14 protein-coding genes, 2 pseudogenes and 1 riboswitch are annotated in these 17,662 nt (G+C 69.2%); of the genes and pseudogenes, 7 read left to right on the forward strand and 9 right to left on the reverse strand.

The window, feature by feature from the left end:
* Together AHIS1636_RS16325 and AHIS1636_RS16330 are read left to right on the forward strand one after the other, a co-directional pair.
* Positions 1 to 186, forward strand: a pseudogene (locus tag AHIS1636_RS16325) (S-(hydroxymethyl)mycothiol dehydrogenase); the annotation flags it as partial.
* Positions 183 to 812: an MBL fold metallo-hydrolase gene (locus AHIS1636_RS16330; RefSeq protein ID WP_264796903.1), complete on the forward strand. Its 630-nt coding sequence runs from the start codon at positions 183 to 185 to the stop codon at positions 810 to 812. The pseudogene AHIS1636_RS16325 and the gene AHIS1636_RS16330, both read left to right, overlap by 4 nt.
* Before the next feature lie 38 nt (positions 813 to 850).
* On the opposite strand, the gene AHIS1636_RS16335 is transcribed toward AHIS1636_RS16330, so the two are convergent.
* A complete protein-coding gene (locus AHIS1636_RS16335) occupies positions 851 to 1,333 on the reverse strand; it encodes a DUF4262 domain-containing protein (RefSeq protein WP_264796904.1) in 483 nt (160 codons plus the stop codon).
* Positions 1,334 to 1,448: 115 nt separating this feature from the next.
* Here AHIS1636_RS16335 and AHIS1636_RS16340 point away from each other — a divergent pair.
* Positions 1,449 to 1,550 (forward strand): annotated as a pseudogene (locus tag AHIS1636_RS16340) (DUF1345 domain-containing protein); the annotation flags it as partial.
* Positions 1,551 to 1,581: 31 nt separating this feature from the next.
* Here the strand turns inward: AHIS1636_RS16340 and lysX are convergent.
* From lysX to AHIS1636_RS16355, 3 genes are all read right to left on the reverse strand, one after another.
* Positions 1,582 to 4,905 carry a bifunctional lysylphosphatidylglycerol synthetase/lysine--tRNA ligase LysX gene (gene lysX / locus AHIS1636_RS16345; RefSeq protein ID WP_264796905.1) on the reverse strand — a complete coding sequence of 1,108 codons (3,324 nt, stop codon included), beginning with the start codon at positions 4,903 to 4,905 and terminating at the stop codon, positions 1,582 to 1,584.
* Positions 4,906 to 4,931: 26 nt separating this feature from the next.
* The gene (locus tag AHIS1636_RS16350; protein WP_264796952.1) at positions 4,932 to 5,684 is read right to left on the reverse strand and encodes a lipoate--protein ligase family protein; all 753 of its coding nucleotides are present in this window, start codon (positions 5,682 to 5,684) and stop codon (positions 4,932 to 4,934) included.
* A gap of 82 nt (positions 5,685 to 5,766) precedes the next feature.
* On the reverse strand, positions 5,767 to 6,051 hold the full coding sequence (locus tag AHIS1636_RS16355) for a DUF427 domain-containing protein (RefSeq protein WP_264796906.1): 285 nt from the start codon (positions 6,049 to 6,051) through the stop codon (positions 5,767 to 5,769).
* A gap of 87 nt (positions 6,052 to 6,138) precedes the next feature.
* Here AHIS1636_RS16355 and AHIS1636_RS16360 point away from each other — a divergent pair, with 87 nt between their 5' ends.
* Positions 6,139 to 7,041: a ribonuclease Z gene (locus tag AHIS1636_RS16360; RefSeq protein WP_264796907.1), complete on the forward strand. Its 903-nt coding sequence runs from the start codon at positions 6,139 to 6,141 to the stop codon at positions 7,039 to 7,041.
* Here AHIS1636_RS16360 and AHIS1636_RS16365 read toward each other — a convergent pair whose 3' ends face one another.
* The 4 genes from AHIS1636_RS16365 to AHIS1636_RS16380 all read right to left on the reverse strand — a co-directional run bounded on the left by AHIS1636_RS16365 (position 7,042) and on the right by AHIS1636_RS16380 (position 11,396).
* Positions 7,042 to 8,139: a class I SAM-dependent methyltransferase gene (locus AHIS1636_RS16365; protein ID WP_264796908.1), complete on the reverse strand. Its 1,098-nt coding sequence runs from the start codon at positions 8,137 to 8,139 to the stop codon at positions 7,042 to 7,044. It abuts the gene before it with no gap.
* Between the two features lie 30 nt (positions 8,140 to 8,169).
* Entirely contained in the window at positions 8,170 to 8,550 is a 381-nt protein-coding gene (locus AHIS1636_RS16370) for a hypothetical protein (RefSeq protein ID WP_264796910.1), read from the reverse strand.
* A gap of 115 nt (positions 8,551 to 8,665) precedes the next feature.
* Entirely contained in the window at positions 8,666 to 10,312 is a 1,647-nt protein-coding gene (locus AHIS1636_RS16375; RefSeq protein ID WP_264796911.1) for a helix-turn-helix transcriptional regulator, read from the reverse strand.
* 175 nt (positions 10,313 to 10,487) lie between these two features.
* Complete coding sequence (locus AHIS1636_RS16380; protein ID WP_264796912.1) at positions 10,488 to 11,396, reverse strand: hypothetical protein; 909 nt, start codon at positions 11,394 to 11,396, stop codon at positions 10,488 to 10,490.
* A 2-nt stretch (positions 11,397 to 11,398) separates the two neighbouring features.
* A riboswitch (cyclic di-AMP (ydaO/yuaA leader) is annotated at positions 11,399 to 11,591 on the reverse strand.
* A 276-nt stretch (positions 11,592 to 11,867) separates the two neighbouring features.
* Between AHIS1636_RS16380 and AHIS1636_RS16385 the strand changes: the two genes are divergently transcribed.
* The 3 genes from AHIS1636_RS16385 to AHIS1636_RS16395 all read left to right on the forward strand — a co-directional run bounded on the left by AHIS1636_RS16385 (position 11,868) and on the right by AHIS1636_RS16395 (position 16,566).
* Positions 11,868 to 13,412, forward strand: a complete 1,545-nt coding sequence (locus tag AHIS1636_RS16385) for an endonuclease/exonuclease/phosphatase family protein (protein WP_264796913.1) — start codon at positions 11,868 to 11,870, stop codon at positions 13,410 to 13,412.
* Positions 13,413 to 13,493: 81 nt separating this feature from the next.
* A complete protein-coding gene (locus AHIS1636_RS16390) occupies positions 13,494 to 15,215 on the forward strand; it encodes a SulP family inorganic anion transporter (RefSeq protein ID WP_264796914.1) in 1,722 nt (573 codons plus the stop codon).
* A 46-nt stretch (positions 15,216 to 15,261) separates the two neighbouring features.
* Entirely contained in the window at positions 15,262 to 16,566 is a 1,305-nt protein-coding gene (locus AHIS1636_RS16395; protein ID WP_264796915.1) for a cation:proton antiporter domain-containing protein, read from the forward strand.
* An 86-nt stretch (positions 16,567 to 16,652) separates the two neighbouring features.
* Here the strand turns inward: AHIS1636_RS16395 and nrdF are convergent, their stop codons facing one another.
* Complete coding sequence (gene nrdF, locus AHIS1636_RS16400) at positions 16,653 to 17,627, reverse strand: class 1b ribonucleoside-diphosphate reductase subunit beta (RefSeq protein WP_264796916.1); 975 nt, start codon at positions 17,625 to 17,627, stop codon at positions 16,653 to 16,655.
* Positions 17,628 to 17,662 lie beyond the last annotated feature (35 nt).

A 17,662-nucleotide genomic window follows, 5' to 3' on the forward strand; every position in this document is an offset into this window, starting at 1 on the left:
GACTGCCTCCCCTCCCGGGACTTCCCCATGCTCGTCAACCACTACAAGCAGGGCAACCTCGACCTCGACGCCTTCGTCACCGAACGCATCACCCTCGACCAAATCGAAGAAGCCTTCAACAAAATGCACGAAGGCAAAGTCCTCCGCTCCGTAGTGGAAATCGAACCCGCAGGAGCCGCCGCATGAGCGTTCGCATCGAGAACCTCGTCACCTCCGGCACCTTCTCCCTCGACGGCGGGACCTGGGACGTCGACAACAACGTCTGGATCATCGGCGACGACTCCGAAGCCATCGTGATCGACCCCGCACACAACCCGGCCGCCGTCGCCGAAGCAGTGGGAGACCGCACCGTAAAGGCCATCCTGCTCACGCACGGCCACGACGACCACATCCGCGCCGCCGGCGAAACCCGCCGACTCCTCGGCGCCGAGGTCTACCTCCACGACGCCGACCGCATGCTCTGGGACGCCGTCTACCCCGACTCCGCCCCGGACCACGCCATCAACGACGGCGACACCTTCGACATCGCCGGAACCACCCTGACCGCCCTGCACACCCCCGGCCACTCCCCCGGCTCCGTGTGCTTCCACCTGCCCTCCGAGGCCGTCCTATTCAGCGGCGACACCCTCTTCAACGGCGGCCCCGGCGCCACCGGCCGCAGCTACTCCAGCTTCGAGACCATCATCGACTCGATCAAGAGCCGCCTGCTCACCCTGCCCGCCGAAACCACCGTCAACACCGGCCACGGCGACGCCACCAGCATCGGCGCCGAAGCACCACACCTCGACGAATGGATCGCCCGCGGCCACTAGACCGCAGGAGCGCCGTTCCGTGATACCGCCGCCCGGCATCATTCCCTGATGGGAGTGAGGCCGGGCGGCGTGCCGTAGAGGGGCTGGGTCAGCACGTCGACGACGTCCTGCTGCCACGGGAGGCGGCCGCTGTCATCCGCCCACACGGCCTGCACCGCCCGCAGCCGCCGCCCGTACAGCTTGTGGGCATACAGCAGCACGTCTGCCTGGTCCTGCTCCTCCACCGGCGCCAGATAGACCCGCCGGGTACTGAGCGGCACGTTGAGGGTGGCCAGCAGCCGGGTGCCGTGGCCGAGCACCATGTGCGCCATCTCGGCCAGCATCAGGTAGATCTCCCGCGGTTCCCTGCCGGTAATGAGGATCTCCGCGTGCCGCAGCTCCGTCAGACCCACGGTGTAGCCGAAGGCGGGATACTCGGGGCCGCCCTCCACCAGCGCGGCGTGCCAGCCGTGCCGCGCGATGTTCATCCGGATCTTTTCCTTGAGCTGCCGCACCGACATGCCGTTGCAGATATCGCACATGCTGCCTCCTTGAAGTGACCTGCTGTGGGATCAGTGTGGCCTCCGCCGTCGGCCGGGGACACTGGCTGCCTGCCGTTTGTGGATTACGGCGGGCGGGGCCGCTGGCGGCGGGCACGCAGTCCGTGCCACGGTGCTGCGCCACGCCATGCTCTCCTACGTGTTCGGCACGGTCGTTCTCGCCACGACCATCAACCTGGTGGCCGGCCTCGTGCGCTGAACTGCCGGACGGCCACCGCGGGCAGCAGCGGTCACGGCCCGGCTCCCGGTTTGGTGAACGGAAAGCTCAGCACTTCCCGGATGCCGGTTCCCTCGAGCAGCATCATGAGCCGGTCGATCCCGAGCCCGAGCCCGCCCGCCGGCGGCATCCCGGTTTCCAGCGCGGCCAGGAAGTCCTCATCGACCCCGTACCCGCCGCCCGCCCCGGCGCCCGCGTGCAGGGCCTGCTCGGTTAACCGGCGACGCTGTTCCAGCGGGTCGGTGAGCTCCGAATAGCCGGTGCCGATCTCCATCCCGTTGGCCACGAGGTCCCAGCGTTCCACCAAACCGGTGCTGCTGCGGTGCGGGGCCGCCAATGGCGTGCTCTCGGCCGGGAAATCGTAGTAGAACGTGGGCAGGACCGTGGCCGGTTCGACGAGCCGGGCGTAAAGTTCCTCCAGCACGGTTCCGGCACCCGGTCCGGGACCGACGGCGACCCCGTTCCGGCGGGCGAGCCGCACCAGGAGATCGGGGTCCGAGTCAGCGGATACGCGCTGGCCGAGTACCTGGGAGACGGCGTCCAGGACCTTCACCCACGCCCATGGTCCGGATACATCCGTCAGTTCCGGAGGCTCCCCCGGGGCTTGTGCCCGGCGCAGCGGCATCACTGCCGCGCCGTGCACCTTCGTGGCCGCGGCCTTGACCAGCCGCTCGGCCAGCTCTTTCATGTCCGTATAGTCCGCGAACGGGCTGTACGCCTCCAGGGAAGTGAACTCCGGGCTGTGGGTGGCATCGGCCCCTTCGTTGCGGAAGTTGCGGCCGATCTCGAAGATGCGGCCGGATCCGGCGACCAGCAGCCGCTTGAGATAGAGCTCGGGTGCGATGCGCAGGGTCAGATCGGTTCCGTAGGCGTTGCTGTAGGTGCGGAAGGGGCGCGCCGCGGCACCGCCGCCCGCCGCGGCGAGGATGGGTGTCTCGACCTCGCGGTAACCTTCCTCCCCGAGGAGGCGCCGGATTTCCCCAAGGACCCGAGCCCGGCGCACCAGCACATCCATTCCCGCCGGGCGAACCAGCAGGTCCATCTCACGGTGCCGCGGACGGCTGCCCGGCCCGGCCGGCCCGCGGACGTACGGCACGGGATGCAGCGCCTTCGCGGCCACCTGCAGCTGCGAGACCTGTAACGACGGCGTGCCGCTGCGGGACTGCGCCTCAGTGGCCGTGACCACCACGAGGTCGCCGACGTCCAGCGCCCGGCTCAGCAGGCGCAGCCGCTCCGTGCCGAGGACGCCGCGCTCCAGAACCGCCTGCACCGTGCACCCGCCGTCCGTGAGGTCGGCGAACAGCACGCCTCCGTGGTGCCGCAGCCCGCGGATGCGTCCGAAGACCAGGCAAGGCTGTCCCGGTCCACCGTCGGCAGACGCAACCGGGACTGCGGGCGCCATCCCGACGGGGTAGGGCTCCATCCCCGCCTCCCGGAGCATCTGCGCGTGACGCAGCCGGTGCCGGGTCTGTGCAGAGAGCCTGCGGGCGGGTCCGCGGGGGCGGCGCGGAGCCGTCTCGAGGGCGCCCACCAACTCAAGCTCCGCTTCCGTCAGCCGGTACTGCGGGGCTTCCCGGTGCCACAGCCCGGGCACAAAACCCTCGACCTGCGCCGCCGCCAGGGCCACCCTGGGCAGCACCAGGAGACCGTCGAAACACAGATAGCGGGGGAACCACTCCGGCCGGTACTTGGCATTCGACCGGTAGAGCCGCTCCAACTGGAAGAACCGTTCGAAGAAACCCAGCAAGGACGTATTAAGCCGGGTCACCGCTCCGGCGCCGAGCCGGTCGGCGTCGGCGAACAGCCCCCGGAACATCGCGAAGTTCAAGGAAATCCGGGTAATCCCGAGGTCCTTGGCCTGCTCCATCAGGCGGGCGACCAGGAGTTCGGTCGTCCCGTTGGCGGCCTCCGGCGAGCGCCGCATGAGATCCAGCGAGAGCCCGTTCCTCCCCCACGGCACCATCGACAGGAGCCCCGTGACGGCACCATCGTCGCCGTGTGCGGTGACGATGAGGCAGCGCCCGTCGGCGGGATCGCCCCACCGGTTGAGTGCCATGGAAAAGCCGCGGTCGCTTGCGCTCCCCCGCCACTTGTCCGCCAACTCCCCCAGGGCTGCCAGTTCTGCCGGCGGCACGTCCGACTGCCGCCGGATGCGGACCTCGAGACCCTTCCTGCGGGCGTGGCGCACGGCGCGCCGCACATCGGCCAGGTTCCGGTCGGTCAGCGAGAACTGGTCCGGATACAGGACCGCCTCGTCACCGAGCACCAGGACGCCGAGCCCGGCCGCGGCAAACACCCGGGCCGCCTCTTCCGATGCGCCCACCACGCCCAGAGTCCAGCCGAATCCGCGGGCGTGGCGCTTCCACGCCTCAACAGCGGGCTGCCAGGCCGCCGGATCCCCCACCGGATCCCCCGCCGCCAGGCACACTGAGCCAACCACCCGGTAAGCCACGGCGGCGCGCCCGTCCGGGGCAAAGATCAGCTCCTTGTCCCGCCGGGTCGCAAAGTAGCCGAGCGCATCGTGGCCGCCGTATTCGGCAAGCAGGCCGCGCAGGGCGATCTCCTGGCCGCTCGTCCAGGCGCCCGGCCTGCGGCCCGAATGCAGGAAGACGAAGACGGTGGCTACGATCGTCACGGACAGCAGGATCGACGTCAGCAGCGGGATGCCCGCGGGGATCTGCCGGTAGAAGGCCGGCGCCACCCGCAGGCCGAGGGCGCGCAGCACCGCCATGCCGAGCACGTCCAGTCCGTCCACGGCAGGCCCGGTCCCGGCGCGCAGCAGGACGTGCGGCAGCCCCACGGACAGCACCGTTCCGCCGACCAGGGTCAGGATGGCCGCCCGCGCCGCGCCGGCCCGGGTCCGCGCCGGGAACGCCGGCCGCACCCACCATACGAGCCACAGGGTCAGCAGGGAGGCAACGATCCCGATGAGTTCGACGGCGGTGCCCGCGGCGAGCGCTGCCGCCGGCCGGCTACCGGGGCGGCGTTCCCACAGCCCGGCGAGGATGGCTGCCGAGACGATCAGCCCCAGCACGGCGAAGACCGCCAACAGCATCAGCGCCACCCGGCGGCGCCGCAACAGCGCGCCGGTGACGAGCGCCAGGACCACGATGGACACGAGGGAGGGCGTCAGCGGGATGTTGAGCGCCCCGAACACCACCACCGGCAGCCGCGACGGGAGCCCGGCGAGCCGGGCCAGCCAGAGGACGACGGCGGTCAGCGTCGCCACCGCGTAGAGCCAGGTCAGGATCCGGGCCCAGCGCTCCTGCGCCGGCGTGGGCGCCGTACGGCGGTGCCTGTGCCCGCCGGACCTGTTCGGGGAGATCGACCGACCCATCTTCCACCGTCCCGCCGCTCACGGTCCTACTCTTCCGGCCGCCCGGTCCGCTCCAGCAGCGCCCGGAAACCGGACTCCTCGGGTTCCCAGTCATTGCGGTACCTGGCCAGCACGGCGCGCTCGACCGCGTCCACCCCGATACCAGGAACCAGGTCATCGGCGGCGCCCGCGGTCGCCGGGTCCCATTCCAGCCCCAGCGCGTCGTAGGCCTGGACCAGCACCTCCCGCAGCGGCCCGGAGTCCTCCACCACGATCACGGAGGAGAACAGCCAGGCCCCGGCGACCACCCGCTGCGCGGTGCCCACCAGTTTGACCCGCGTCCCGCCGTCGTACCCGGGAACCCCGTGCACGCCGTACTCCCCCGGACAGTACTCGCCCGGAATCTCGCCCATGCGGGCGCTCACGCCGGCATCCCGCAACGCTGCCGCCAGCAGTTCGCCGAAGTAGGCAAAGCGGTGCCGGGAGGCTGCGATCGCGTCCGCTTCCGGCTGCACGTGGTCGACGACCAGGCACCCGCGGTGGTAGGCCGCCGCGCGTCCCCCGGCCTTGCGCACCAGCGGCTCGAATCCGAGTGCCCGGCAGCGCTCCGCGGCCTCGGCGAAGCCGGCGAGATGCGTGTCGCGCTGGCCGAAGGCCACGCTCGGCTCCGGCCGGTAGATCCGCACCGTCGCGCCCAGCCTGCCGGCCTTGGCCGCCTGCAGCATCCGCAGCCCGTAGTCCAGGTCTTCCGCGGCGCCGAAGGAGACGTCCTGCCGGACCCATGACAGCGACCGGTCCAGGTCACCCGGCCAGGCCTTCGCCGGAGCGGCGGACGATGGCGCGGAGGCGTCCGGCTGCTTCGCCGCTTCGCCGGCCGCCAGTTCAGTCGCCAACGGTCACTCCGCGCCAGAAGGCCACCCGGCCCCGGATCTTTTCGGCCTCGGGGGTGGTCAGCGGGTAATACCAGGCAGCGTCCTGGTTGCGCTCGCCGTCGACGTCGAGCGAGTAGTAGTGCGCCGTGCCCTTCCAGCCGCACTCGGAGTGGTGGCTGCTGGGAACCAGGAATTCGTCCTTGACGCTGTCGCGCGGGAAGTAGTGGTTGCCTTCTACCACCAGGGTGTCCTCGGATTCGGCGATCACCGCGCCGCGCCATACTGCCCTGACCATGTTCTTCTCCCTCGTGCCGCTTGGGCCGTTCCTACCAGTAAACCGGTAACGTCCCGCAGCCGCCAATCACATGGCACACTCGGTGGCATGCGCGAACTGATCGTTCTCGGCACAGCGTCGCAGGTCCCCACGAGGACCCGGAACCACAACGGCTACCTGCTGCTCTGGGACGGCGAGGGCCTGCTCTTCGACCCGGGTGAGGGGACGCAGCGGCAGATGATCCATGCCGGCGTCTCCGCCACCCGGATCACACGGATCTGCCTCACGCACGTGCATGGGGACCACTGCTACGGCCTGCCCGGCGTGCTCTCCCGCATGGCCCTGGACGGTGTGCCCCATCCGGTCTATCTGCACTATCCGGCCTCCGGCGAGGACGTGGTCCGCGCGCTGGTCTCGGTCGCGTCCCCCGGCATCGACCTTCGGCTCTGCCCGCACGGTTCCGCCGGTCCCGTCGCCGCCGGGCTCGAGGTCCGCGAGCTGCGGCACCGGATCGAGACCTACGGCTACCGCCTGACCGAACCGGACGGGCACACCCTGCTGCCCAAGCGCCTCGCGGCGGCCGGCATCGACGGGCCCGACGTCGGACGGCTCCAGCGTGAGGGCAGCTTCAACGGCGTGCGCCTGGAGGACGTGAGCGTGTACCGCCCCGGTCAGCGCTTCGCCTTCATCATGGACACCGCCGTGTGTCCCGGTGCCGAGGACCTGGCCGACGGCGCCGACCTGCTGGTTACCGAGTCCACCTTCAACGACGACGACGAGGGGCTGGCATCGCAGTATCGCCACCTCACCGCGGGGCAGGCAGGTGCGCTGGCGGCCTCCGGCGGGGCGGGCACGCTGGTGCTGACGCACTTCTCCTCCCGCTACGGGGATGACATGTCCGTGCTGGCGGAGCAGGCCGGCGCGCGGGCGGGCGGCACCAAGGTCCTCGCGGCCGAGGACCTGGACAGGATCCGGTTCCCGAAACGGCGCCACATCCTCCCGCGCGGCTGACTACAGCCCTGCCACGAAGTACAGGTTGAACGGGTCCGACTCGATCTCCTTGGCCTCGACCCGGCCGAAGCCCGCGTCCGCGAGCATGGACAGCGCCAGCTGCCGGCCCCAGACCGTGCCCAGCCCGGCGCCGTCGAGCCCGAGCGAGACGCTCATGCAGTGGAACATCGAAATGGCATACAGGTAGCTGCCCCACGGGAGGGCGGCGTTGTCCTCGACGTGGCTGGAGGCCTTGATGTCCACGAGCAGGAACACGCCGCCGGGCCTCAGCGCCTTGCGGATGTTCGCGAGCACCTGCGCCGGGTGCGCCTGGTCGTGGATCGCGTCGAAGGCGGTCACCGCGTCGAAGGCCTGCACACGGTCGAGGGCCGCCACGTCCAGTTCCTCGAAGGACGCGTTCTCCAGACCCATCCGTCCGGCCTCGGCTCGGGCCGCCGCGATGGCATCCGCCGAGAAGTCGTAGCCGGTGAACCTGCTGGCGGGGAAGGCCCTGGCCATCAGGTTGACGGCGTGGCCGCTGCCGCACCCGATATCGCACAGATCGATGCCCCGGGCCAGGCGATTCGGCAGGCCCGGCGCGAGCGGCAGGATCACGTCCAGCAGGGCCGCGTCGTGTACTGCCGCGCTGGTCTCGGCCATGTTGCGGTGGAAGTGGGGATACTCGGCGTACGCCAGCCCGCCGCCGCGGTGGAAGCGGTCGATGATCTTCTGCTCCACCTCGCCCATCATCGAAATATGCTGCATCAGCAGAGCCATGTTGTTCGGGCCCGCGGCCCTGGTCAGGACGGCCGCCTGGTCGCGGGGCAGCAGGTAGGTACGGCCGGCGGCATCGTAGCGGACTATCCCCGCCGCGGTCATCCCGCCCAGCCACTCCCGCACGTAGCGTTCGTCCAGGCCGCCCGCGTCGGCGATTTGCCTGCTCGTCGCCGCCGGCAGCTGCGCCAGCGTCTCGAACAGGCCGGTCTGGTGCCCGACGCTCGTGAGCAGGGCGATCGCAGCCTTGTTGAGGATCTCCAGGTAGGCTCCCGCGGCGGCAGCCGCCGCGGCATCGTGGCCGCTCCCGAATTCCTCACGAGTTGTTTCCTGGTCGATGGTCATGGTTCTTTCCTTTCCTGCAGAGGACCTTCGTTACGGGACCAGCGTTCCTGAGGCGGCGGGCTGCCGGGGTTCGGACAGGGCCTCGGTGCCCTGCCGCGGCTGCCGCTCATCCGATCCGGTGCGCGGACGGACGTGCCGCCGGTCCGCGAACGCCCCGTGGCGCAGGTACATGGCCAGCATGAAGGCGGTCGAAAGGATGTAGAAACCGTGCAGCGCCCAGATCGGACCGGCCGGCAGGCTGTAGACGTACACGGCATAGACGAGGTTCCCCGTGTTGCTCAGCAGCAGGTTCCCCAAGCTGTAGGACGCCAGGTCGCGGGTCCGCACCGCCTTGACGATCATGGGCATGACGCTGCCGGCGAAGATGACGGTGGAGACACCGCCGGCCAGGATCGCCAGATCGATATCCATCGCTGCTGCTCCTTCACGCTGTGTGCACTGGCTGTGCACCATCAACGCTACGAAGCGGCGGAAACCGGGGCGTCGGGATGATTACCCATTTCCTCCGGCGGCCGTATGGCTCATTTCATGCAGAGCCCGGTATCCGGCGGGCTTCCGCCGGCTGCAGGCCGTGCTCATGGGCCCAGGCGGCAGCCGCAGTGCGGGACGACACTCCGAGCTTGGCGAAGATGTTGGCCACGTGCCGGCCTACCGTCTTCTGGCTGATGAACAGCGCCTCTGCCGTGTCCTTATTGCTGGCCCCCGAAGCGATCAGGGCCAGCACGCCGGCTTCCCGCTCGGTCAGGCCGCCGGGCAACGGGGTCCGCTCGAAGCGCCGGATGTCCGGCAGCGCGCCGAGCTCGCGGTAGATTGCGAGCGCCGTGGCCTCGTCGGCGTCGGCCACGGCCGGCTGGGACATCCCGCGGTGCGCCCGGGCGGACAGCTCGTACAGCCTGGCCGTCTCGTACCGCGCCTGCAGCGCCCGGTATCCGGCGGCCGCCGACTGCAGACGGGGCAGAGCGCCCGCAAAGTCCGCCGCGTCGATCAAAACTTCCGCCCTGGCGTGTCCGGCCCACGCGCGGAAGCAGGCCGTACCGAACTCGTCCGCCGTTTCCTCCAACTGGGTGCAGAACCGCTCCGCTTCGTCCCGCAGCCCACGGGCAAGCGCGATGCAGACCGCCGGCTCAAGCAGGCGCGCGCAAGCCAGCCGGTCCCGCCCGCTCAGCGCCGAGCACAGCCCGGCCCAAGCCGCGTCGCTGTGGCCCGCCGCCTGCTGCAGCAGGGACTCCCCCGGCTGCGGGTCCGTGCCCAGCTCGCGGGCGCGCGCGTAGGCTGCCTGCGCTCCGCCGGCATCGCCGCGCAGCCGCCTCAACTCGCCCAGCTGGTAGAAGGCCTCGCCCGCCACCCAGTTGTTCCGGCCGACCAGTTCGGCGCCGCTGCGCTCGATGGCGGCCTCGGCCTCGCCCCAGCGGCCTTCCACACTGAGCAGCTGCAGCCGGTGGATGCGGCAGATGCCCGCGTAGACCACTTCCCCCTGGAACTGCCGGCACCACTGTTCCGTGGCGCGGGTCCAGGCGCTCATGCGCGGCAGGTCCCCCAGTTCATGGCAGGCGTGGATGACCGTGCAGTAGATGTCCCCGGCCCATTCCGGCGGGATCGCCCCGGCGAGCACCGGCAGCATCGCCTCATCCAGCTGGGCGAAGCCGGACGTTGTCCTGCCGGCGCGCAGGTCGACCAGCCCGGACAGCACCAGCCCGAACGACGTCAGCTCCGGTGCACGGTGCCGGCGGGCCAGCTCCTGCAGCCGTGCCGCGGCCCGGGCTGCCGGACCCCCGGGGGTGAAGTCGAAGGCGATCGAGGCGTCCAGGTACAGCAGGTAGCCCTGCGCCGGCCCCTCCGGCATGTCGGCAAGGATCCGCCGGGCCCGGCTGGCCCAGCCGGAGGCAATCACAAGGTCGCCCCGGATGAACCACAACAGGCCGAGGTTCAAGGCCTTCATCGCCGCCTCGGCCGGCTCGCCGCCGTCCAAAAAGCGGTGGTACACCTCCTCGGACAGCGACAGCGATTCCTGGACCTCCCCTACCCACCAGGCGGCGCTGCCCAGCAGGCCAAGATCCGCTGCAGGCAATCCGGAGAGTTCCTTGGCGCTCGCAAAGTCCCGGTAGGCGGCGTACCAGTCCCCGCGGGCGTATGCCGCCCGCGCTGTATCCACCAGTGCGTTGAAATCGTCCATCATCGGACTCCATCTCAACGGTAATCCCGCAGCCGGGCATCGGTCGAGCGGCCTTCCGCGGTCCCTCCCTTAAGCAAGTACGACGGCGGAACGTGAGTTCCGCCGTCGTACTTTCCGCCGCGGTTCCGAGGCAGAGGCGCGGGACTTCTGCCCCGCGGACCAGTACCAAGGCCGGCTAGCGGCTGTCCTCTTCCTCGCGCCCGTCCAGATGCGAGCGGATCCAGCGCCAGTTCGGGTCGTCGACGGTCCCGCCGCGCACTGCCCGAAGCTTCCGCAGCGCCGCTTCGCCCTTGTCTGTGCCGATTTCCAGCGAAACCCCGGGCACGGGAGGACCGCCGGGAGCGGACGTTTCGGTGGACGGAGCAGGCTTCGGAGACACCGGCGCGGTGGCGCGCGCGCTGCGCTGGGCCGGAGCGGTCGGAGACGGCACGGCCCGCTCAGTGGGGGTGGCGGATGCGGTGGGTCGCGGGCTCTCCGACGCGGACGACGCCGTACTGGCCGTGCCTGTCGGTTCCGGTGCCGCCGTGGGAGTTGCGGTGGGTGCTTGGGCCGCGCCGGCCGCCGCCTGGTCCCGGGTCGAGCCGGTGGCCGGGGCGCTCGCGGTCCCCGGTGTACCCGTGGCCCGCGGGGCATCGCTGGTCGGAACGGCAGCCGGTTCGTTGGAAACGCCGTTCGTTCCTGCTGCGGGAACCTGCGGAGAAACGGCGCCGGCGGTCGGCTGCACGTCGCTTGCCGGCATCGGATCAGCCTCGGTGGAGGCCGCCTTGCTGTCGACCGTGGGCCGGTCGTAGGCGGGCGTCGTGCTGCTGGTCGACGCCGCTACCGATCCCGTCGTCGTGAACGTCTTGGTGTCCGAAGGGCTCCCCGCAGCTTCCGGTTCCGATGGCTGAATCAGCGGCAGGACCACGGCTGCTGCCAACCCGGTGGCGACGGCGGCGATGCCGGTGAACGCCACCGGCTTCCGAACGGGGGAGAGTGCGGTCGCAGAGGAGGCTGCGGCGGCGCTTCGGCGGCCACGGGAGCGGCGGCCGGGTGGAACGGCGGAGCCGGCACGCCGGCGTCCGCGCGATGAGTGAATCTTCACGGGAATCCTCTCTACACGCCTGAGAAGTTAGCTGTCGGATTCGAGAGAGAGCATCCCGGCGCGGCCGCCGCACAGCAGGAGCTGCTGAGGCTGGCCGCACTTCACCCCAAGGCGCCGGTGGCGCCGATGATGGTTCCTCCACCTCTGCCAGTGCAATTGAACGGACAGGTACGCTGGCAGAGTTCGGCGTGCGCACCAGGCCATGGCACCGTCCGGAGCATGGCGCCATCTAACGTATCGCCCCTGCTGAATCGTTACAAACCCGTGACATGTGTTGGTGCTCACGCAGGCGCTGAGCAGGCAAAACACCCGATTGTGGCGGGCGCCGCGCCGAAATGCAGGCTCAGCCCGAAGTTCCTTCGGTGAATCGTTTCGCAAACGGGTTTCCGCCCGTCATACTTTTGCCGGGGGAGGCTTCGGGGGTTCGATGCACGTCTCCTGCCAGGGACCACCCACTCGCTCAGGAGCATCATGGACTTCACTCCCCTGCGCCGCGCCGCGGCCACCCTGCTCGCCGCCTCACTGCTTGGCGCCACTGTTTCCGTGCCCGGCCCGGCCGCGGCTTCGCCCCTCCTTACGGTCACGGCGGAGATTTCGGCCATCCTCGCCGCCCCGAAGCTGGTCTCCGCCGGCTACACCGGCTTTACCCTCGACTGGGAGGCGGTGACCGGGGCCAACCGCTACGAGGTCCGCTATTCCACCCGGTCCGACTTGCTGGGCGCCCCCGTCGTCGAGAAGGTCCACAGCCGGTACCTGGGCGACCTGGAGGATGCGACGACCTACTACATCCAGTACCGGGCGCTGTACCGAGAGCCCGGCAGCGACTACGGCGAATACGTCCGCTCCGCATGGTCCCCCACGCTGAAGGCAACCACCCAGGCCAACTACCCCGGTGCGTTCACCACGCTCAAGACGACCGGCGGGCAGGACAGCATTACGGTCAGCTGGAACCGCACCGCGGACACCACCCACTACACAGTCACCATTGCCGACAACATGGCCATGACGCTGCGGCCGCGCACCTTCTCCAACGTCGCCGGCACGAGCCTGAAGATCACCGGGCTTACCCACGGCTCCCGCTCCTCCATGCCGAGCTTCATCCGCGTCTACGCCCACAACAAGACCTACAAGACCCGCACCTCGGCCCGGCTCACCGCCTACCCGGCTGCCCCGGCCGTCGCGGGAACCGAACCGTTGGCCGTAGCCAGCCAGAACCTGCTGTGCGCGAGCTGCACGGTCACCGGCGCCCCGCACTGGAACACCCGCAAGCTCACCCACCTGAAAACCATTAAGGCGAAGAACCCGGACGTCCTCCTGCTCCAGGAGGCCATGAACGTGAACATCCCGGGCACCGCCAGCACCAAGGCCATGACTGATTTCCAGGCCCGGCTGAAGACCATCGGCTACGCCCTGGACCGGACACCGGAGAAGGCCGGCACCAAGCACTACTGGAACCGCGTCGCCTACAAAAGCTCCAAGTACTCAGTGGTCAAGCGCGGCACGTTCGCCCTGCCCACCCCCGCGGGCCAGGACCGCCGCGGCGCCGCCTGGGTGGCGCTGAAATCGAAGAAGACAGGCAAGATCTTTTACGCCGTCTCCTACCACGTCGACCCTAAGCTGCCGCTGACCGGCTCCGTCTCCAAAACCGCCGTCATGCAGACCATAGACCGGCAGCTGAAGACGATCAACACCCGCAACCGGCCCGTCGTTGTCGGCGGGGACATGAACTCCAGCTTCTACCAGCTGCCCTCCAACGCCCCGCACGAGGCCTTCATCAAGGCCGGCTGGACCGACACCGCCTCCTCAGCTGTGAAGACCGACTTCCTCTACCCCACCACCAACGGCTTCCGGAAGCAGCAGGCATCGACGTTCGGGCGCATCGACTACGTCTTCACAAAGAGCATCCCTGGCACCGTCTCCTACGAAAACGTCCTCGACATCGACGCCGCGGGCCGGCTGCTCTCGACTCCAGGATCGGACCACAACATGGTCCTGGCCAAGCTCAAGCTGAAGTAGGCCCGTGCTGCTGTCCTCTGCCGGAAGGTTCCGGAGAGGATGGCTCTGGTGGACCACTGCGCCCGGGAGTATGACTGGACCATGAAAAGGTCCCAGCACAGGGGCCGGCCCCTGGTGCCACTGATCGGACAGCTCCGTTCCTACGACCACACGTGGCTGCGCGGCGACCTGACAGCCGGGATCACCGTCGCGGCCCTGATCGTTCCGAAGAACCTGGGGTATGCCGGCATCGCGGGGATCCCGCTGCAGAACGGACTGTACGCGGCCGCCGCCGGTGCAATCGCGTACGGCATCTTCGGCACCTGCCGGCAGATCTCGATGGGGCCCAGCTCGGGCCTCGCGGCGGTGGCCGCCAGCGCCGTGCTCGCCGCCGGCCTCACCGGTCCGCAGGATATTGCCTCGTTTGTCGCCGGAATCACCCTGGCTTCGGGGATCCTCTTCCTGCTCGTCGCGGTCCTCAAGATGGGCTGGATCGCCCAGTTCCTCTCCCGGGCCGTGGTGACCGGCTTCCTGTTCGGCGCCGCGATCGACGTCGTCGTCGGCGAACTGCCGAAGCTCACCGGCACCGACGCGACCGGCTCCAATCCGATCCAGGAATTTATCTCTTGGCTCGGAACCCTAGGCGCAACGCATCCCGCGACGCTCTTCGTCGGCACGATTGCGCTGGCCGTGGTTTTCGGCCTGAGGGCGGTCGCCCCCGGCATCCCGGGTGCGCTGGTCCTGGTCGTCGGCGGTCTTCTCGCATCAGCCGTGTTCGGCCTTGGTAACAAGGGCGTGGCCCTCGTGGGACACGTGCCCAGCGGGCTGCCCTCGGTGCAGGTCCCGGACCTCCAGCTGATGTGGGACAAGGTGGGCATCGTCGCCGTCGCGGCTGTGGCGCTTGCCCTGATCGGCTTCTCCCAGACCGCCGGAGACGCGCGGGCCTTCTCCGCGAAGCACCACTACCGGATCGATATCAACCAGGAGTCGACGGCCCAGTCGCTGGCCAACACGGCGGCCGGCCTGTTCCAGGGGATGCCGGTTTCGACGAGCCTGTCGGCGAGCTCGCTGAATGACCATTCCGGGGCCAGGACGGGCCTGGCGTCCCTGACCTCGGGCGCCACCGTCCTGCTCACGCTGCTCTTCCTGGCCCCGCTCTTCTCGAACCTGCCGCAGCCGGTGCTGGCGGCCCTGATCATCGAAGCCGTCGTGATGGGCATGATGAACCTGCGCGAAATGCGGCGGCTGGCCCGGGTGCAGCGGTTCGACTTCTGGATCGCGGTCACCGCCATCGCCTGCACGGTCGTCTTCGGCGTGCTCGCGGGCGTCATCATCGGCATCGGGCTGTCGCTCCTCTGGCTCATCTCGGTGGCCACCCACCCCGAGATGCCGGTCCTGGGACGCCAGCCGGGCACGCAGGTCTTCCGCGAAACCGAAGGCCACCCCGGCGACGAAGTGCTTCCCGACATCGCCGTGGTCAGGTTCGACGGCGGACTCTTCTTCGCCACCGCCGACGCTCTCGAGGACCGCCTGCGCGAGGCCATCCAATCGACTCCCCAGCTCACCGGTATCGTGCTCGACTGCGAGGGGATCAACTTCATCGATTCCCAGGGTGCAGCCAAGCTGGCGGACGTTGTGCACCTGACCCGCGAGGCCGGCATCAACTTGCGCCTGGCCCGGCTGAAGCCCGCCGTCCGCGCGACCCTGGAGAGGGACGGCGTGGTGGAGCGCCTCGGCGCGCAGATGATCCACGGGAACGTCCACCGGGCGGTGCAGGCGGAACAGGCGGCGACCCGACCGGCACCCGACGGCGAGTCCGGCTGAACCAGCCGGCCCGGACTGCGACGCAGCGATCGAGAGCAGGATCCGCATGGTGACGGCGGCGACGATACTGGGAATCATCATCCTCTGGAGCGCGATCTCCAGGCCGTTTGACCGCTATGGCGTCACGTCGGCCCTGTTCCTGACGGCCGCCGGATTCGCCGTCGGCGCCTCGACACTCGGCATGCTTGACGTCGCGCTCGAGGCCGAGGTAGTCGAGCGCGTGGCGGAACTCGCGCTCGTGCTGCTGCTGTTCAGCGATGCCGCCCGGCTCGACCTGCGCTCGCTGCGCCGCGAACTGGGATGGCCAAGCCGCCTGCTGCTGATCGGCCTGCCGCTCACTATGCTCGCCGGGGCATGGGTCGGAGCCCTCGTTTTCCCCGGCATGGCGCTCGCGTCTGCAGCCCTGCTGGCCACCATGCTGGCCTCGACCGACGCCGCCCTGGGCCGCAAGGTCGTGGCCGACACTGCCGTACCGGCCCGGGTGCGGCAGGCTTTGGACGTCGAGAGCGGCCTTAACGACGGCCTGGCGGTCCCGTTCTTCCTCGTCGCACTCGAGATCGCCAACGCCGAACTCACGACCGGGGTCACCGGGGCGGTCGTCAGCAACATGGCCGCCCAGATCGGCTGGGGACTCGCCGGCGGACTCGCGGCGGGAATCCTGGGCGGATTGCTGTTCCGCACCGCAGACCGGCGGGAATGGATCAGCCCGGAGTGGCGCCAGGTCGTGACGATGGCCGTGGCGCTGCTGGCTTACACCCTCGCGCTGGCGCTTGGCGGCAGCGGCTTTATCGCTGCGTTCGTCGGGGGCATCGCGTTCGGGAGGGCGTCCGGCGCACGCGGTTCGCTGGTCACCCTGTTCGCCGAGGAGTCCGGCGATTTCCTGGCCGCCGTGACCTGGATCGGATTCGGAGCCCTGGCGCTGACCTGGGCCGTCCCGCACATCACCTGGCAGGTGGTCCTCTACGCTGTGCTCAGCCTGACACTCGTGCGCATGGTCCCCGTCGCGATCGCCTTCGCCGGGCAGAGCGTGAAAGCCCCGACGACGGCGTTCATCGGCTGGTTCGGTCCGCGCGGCCTCGCTTCGCTCGTGTTCGCGCTGCTCGCCTTCGAGCGCGGGGTTCCCGACGGCCAGGTCGTGTTCACGACGGCGGTCATCACGGTAGCGCTCAGCGTCATTCTCCACGGCCTCAGCTCGGTCCCGCTGGTCGCCCTCTACCATCGGTGGTACGAGGTCCACGCCGCCGCGCATCCGTCGGCAGAGGAGTCGACCCCGGCGACAATGCCCCGCCGCCGACGCCAGTTCCCCTCCCTCAGTTCCGCCGGCTTCCACCGCGGTCGAAAGCCCGGCTGAACCGGCCGGAGTGTCCCTTGGATACGCCAGTGCCCCGGCTGGACATGTCCAGCCGGGGCACTGACAGGGAGACGGGAAGAAGGAGGCTAGAAGTCCCAGTCCTCGTCTTCGGTGTTGACGGCCTTGCCGATCACGTAGGAGGAGCCGGAGCCGGAGAAGAAGTCGTGGTTCTCGTCCGCGTTCGGGCTCAGCGCCGACAGGATGGCCGGGTTCACGTCCGTCACGGTGGACGGGAACATGGCCTCGTAGCCCAGGTTCATCAGGGCCTTGTTGGCGTTGTAGTGCAGGAACTTCTTGACGTCCTCGGCCAGCCCTACGCCGTCGTACAGGTCGTGGGTGTACTGGACCTCATTGTCGTACAGCTCGTAGAGCAGCTCGAAGGTGTAGTCCTTCAGCTCCTGGCGCTTGGCCTCGTCCACCTGCTCCAGGCCCTTCTGGAACTTGTAGCCGATGTAGTAGCCGTGCACGGCCTCGTCGCGGATGATCAGGCGGATCAGGTCGGCCGTGTTGGTCAGCTTGGCGCGCGAGGACCAGTACATCGGCAGGTAGAACCCGGAGTAGAACAGGAAGGACTCGAGCAGGGTCGAGGCGACCTTGCGCTTGAGCGAGTCGTCACCGTAGTAGTAATCGGTGATGATCTGCGCCTTCTTCTGCAGGTTCTGGTTCTCGACCGACCAGCGGAAGGCCTCGTCGATCTCCTTGGTGGAGCACAGGGTGGAGAAGATCGAGGAGTAGCTCTTGGCGTGCACCGACTCCATGAAGGCGATGTTGGTGTACACGGCCTCCTCGTGCGGGGTCAGCGCGTCCGGGATCAGGCTGACGGCGCCGACGGTGCCCTGGATGGTGTCCAGCAGGGTCAGGCCGGTGAACACCCGCATGGTGAGGGTCTGCTCGGCCGGCGTCAGCGTGTGCCAGGACTGCACGTCATTGGACAGCGGCACCTTCTCCGGCAGCCAGAAGTTGTTGACCAGCCGGTTCCAGACCTCCACGTCCTTCTCATCCTGGATGCGGTTCCAGTTGATGGCCTCAACGTGGTGGAGGAGCTTGACCTTCTCCGTCATTTTTACCCTCGGATTCCTTTGGTGTTTCTTCAAGT

The sequence above is a fragment of the Arthrobacter mangrovi genome, assembly GCF_026011795.1.
GTDB classification, from domain to species: domain Bacteria; phylum Actinomycetota; class Actinomycetes; order Actinomycetales; family Micrococcaceae; genus Crystallibacter; species Crystallibacter mangrovi.

Coding starts and splice junctions, on each gene's coding strand:
- AHIS1636_RS16390 (WP_264796914.1), top strand. CDS start 13,494: ATGAAAAGGTCCCAGCACAGGGGCCGGCCCCTGGTGCCACTGATCGGA.
- AHIS1636_RS16360 (WP_264796907.1), top strand. CDS start 6,139: ATGCGCGAACTGATCGTTCTCGGCACAGCGTCGCAGGTCCCCACGAGG.
- nrdF (WP_264796916.1), bottom strand. CDS start 17,627: ATGACGGAGAAGGTCAAGCTCCTCCACCACGTTGAGGCCATCAACTGG.
- AHIS1636_RS16385 (WP_264796913.1), top strand. CDS start 11,868: ATGGACTTCACTCCCCTGCGCCGCGCCGCGGCCACCCTGCTCGCCGCC.
- AHIS1636_RS16330 (WP_264796903.1), top strand. CDS start 183: ATGAGCGTTCGCATCGAGAACCTCGTCACCTCCGGCACCTTCTCCCTC.
- AHIS1636_RS16370 (WP_264796910.1), bottom strand. CDS start 8,550: ATGGATATCGATCTGGCGATCCTGGCCGGCGGTGTCTCCACCGTCATC.
- AHIS1636_RS16365 (WP_264796908.1), bottom strand. CDS start 8,139: ATGACCATCGACCAGGAAACAACTCGTGAGGAATTCGGGAGCGGCCAC.
- lysX (WP_264796905.1), bottom strand. CDS start 4,905: ATGGGTCGGTCGATCTCCCCGAACAGGTCCGGCGGGCACAGGCACCGC.
- AHIS1636_RS16375 (WP_264796911.1), bottom strand. CDS start 10,312: ATGGACGATTTCAACGCACTGGTGGATACAGCGCGGGCGGCATACGCC.
- AHIS1636_RS16355 (WP_264796906.1), bottom strand. CDS start 6,051: ATGGTCAGGGCAGTATGGCGCGGCGCGGTGATCGCCGAATCCGAGGAC.
- AHIS1636_RS16335 (WP_264796904.1), bottom strand. CDS start 1,333: ATGTGCGATATCTGCAACGGCATGTCGGTGCGGCAGCTCAAGGAAAAG.
- AHIS1636_RS16395 (WP_264796915.1), top strand. CDS start 15,262: ATGGTGACGGCGGCGACGATACTGGGAATCATCATCCTCTGGAGCGCG.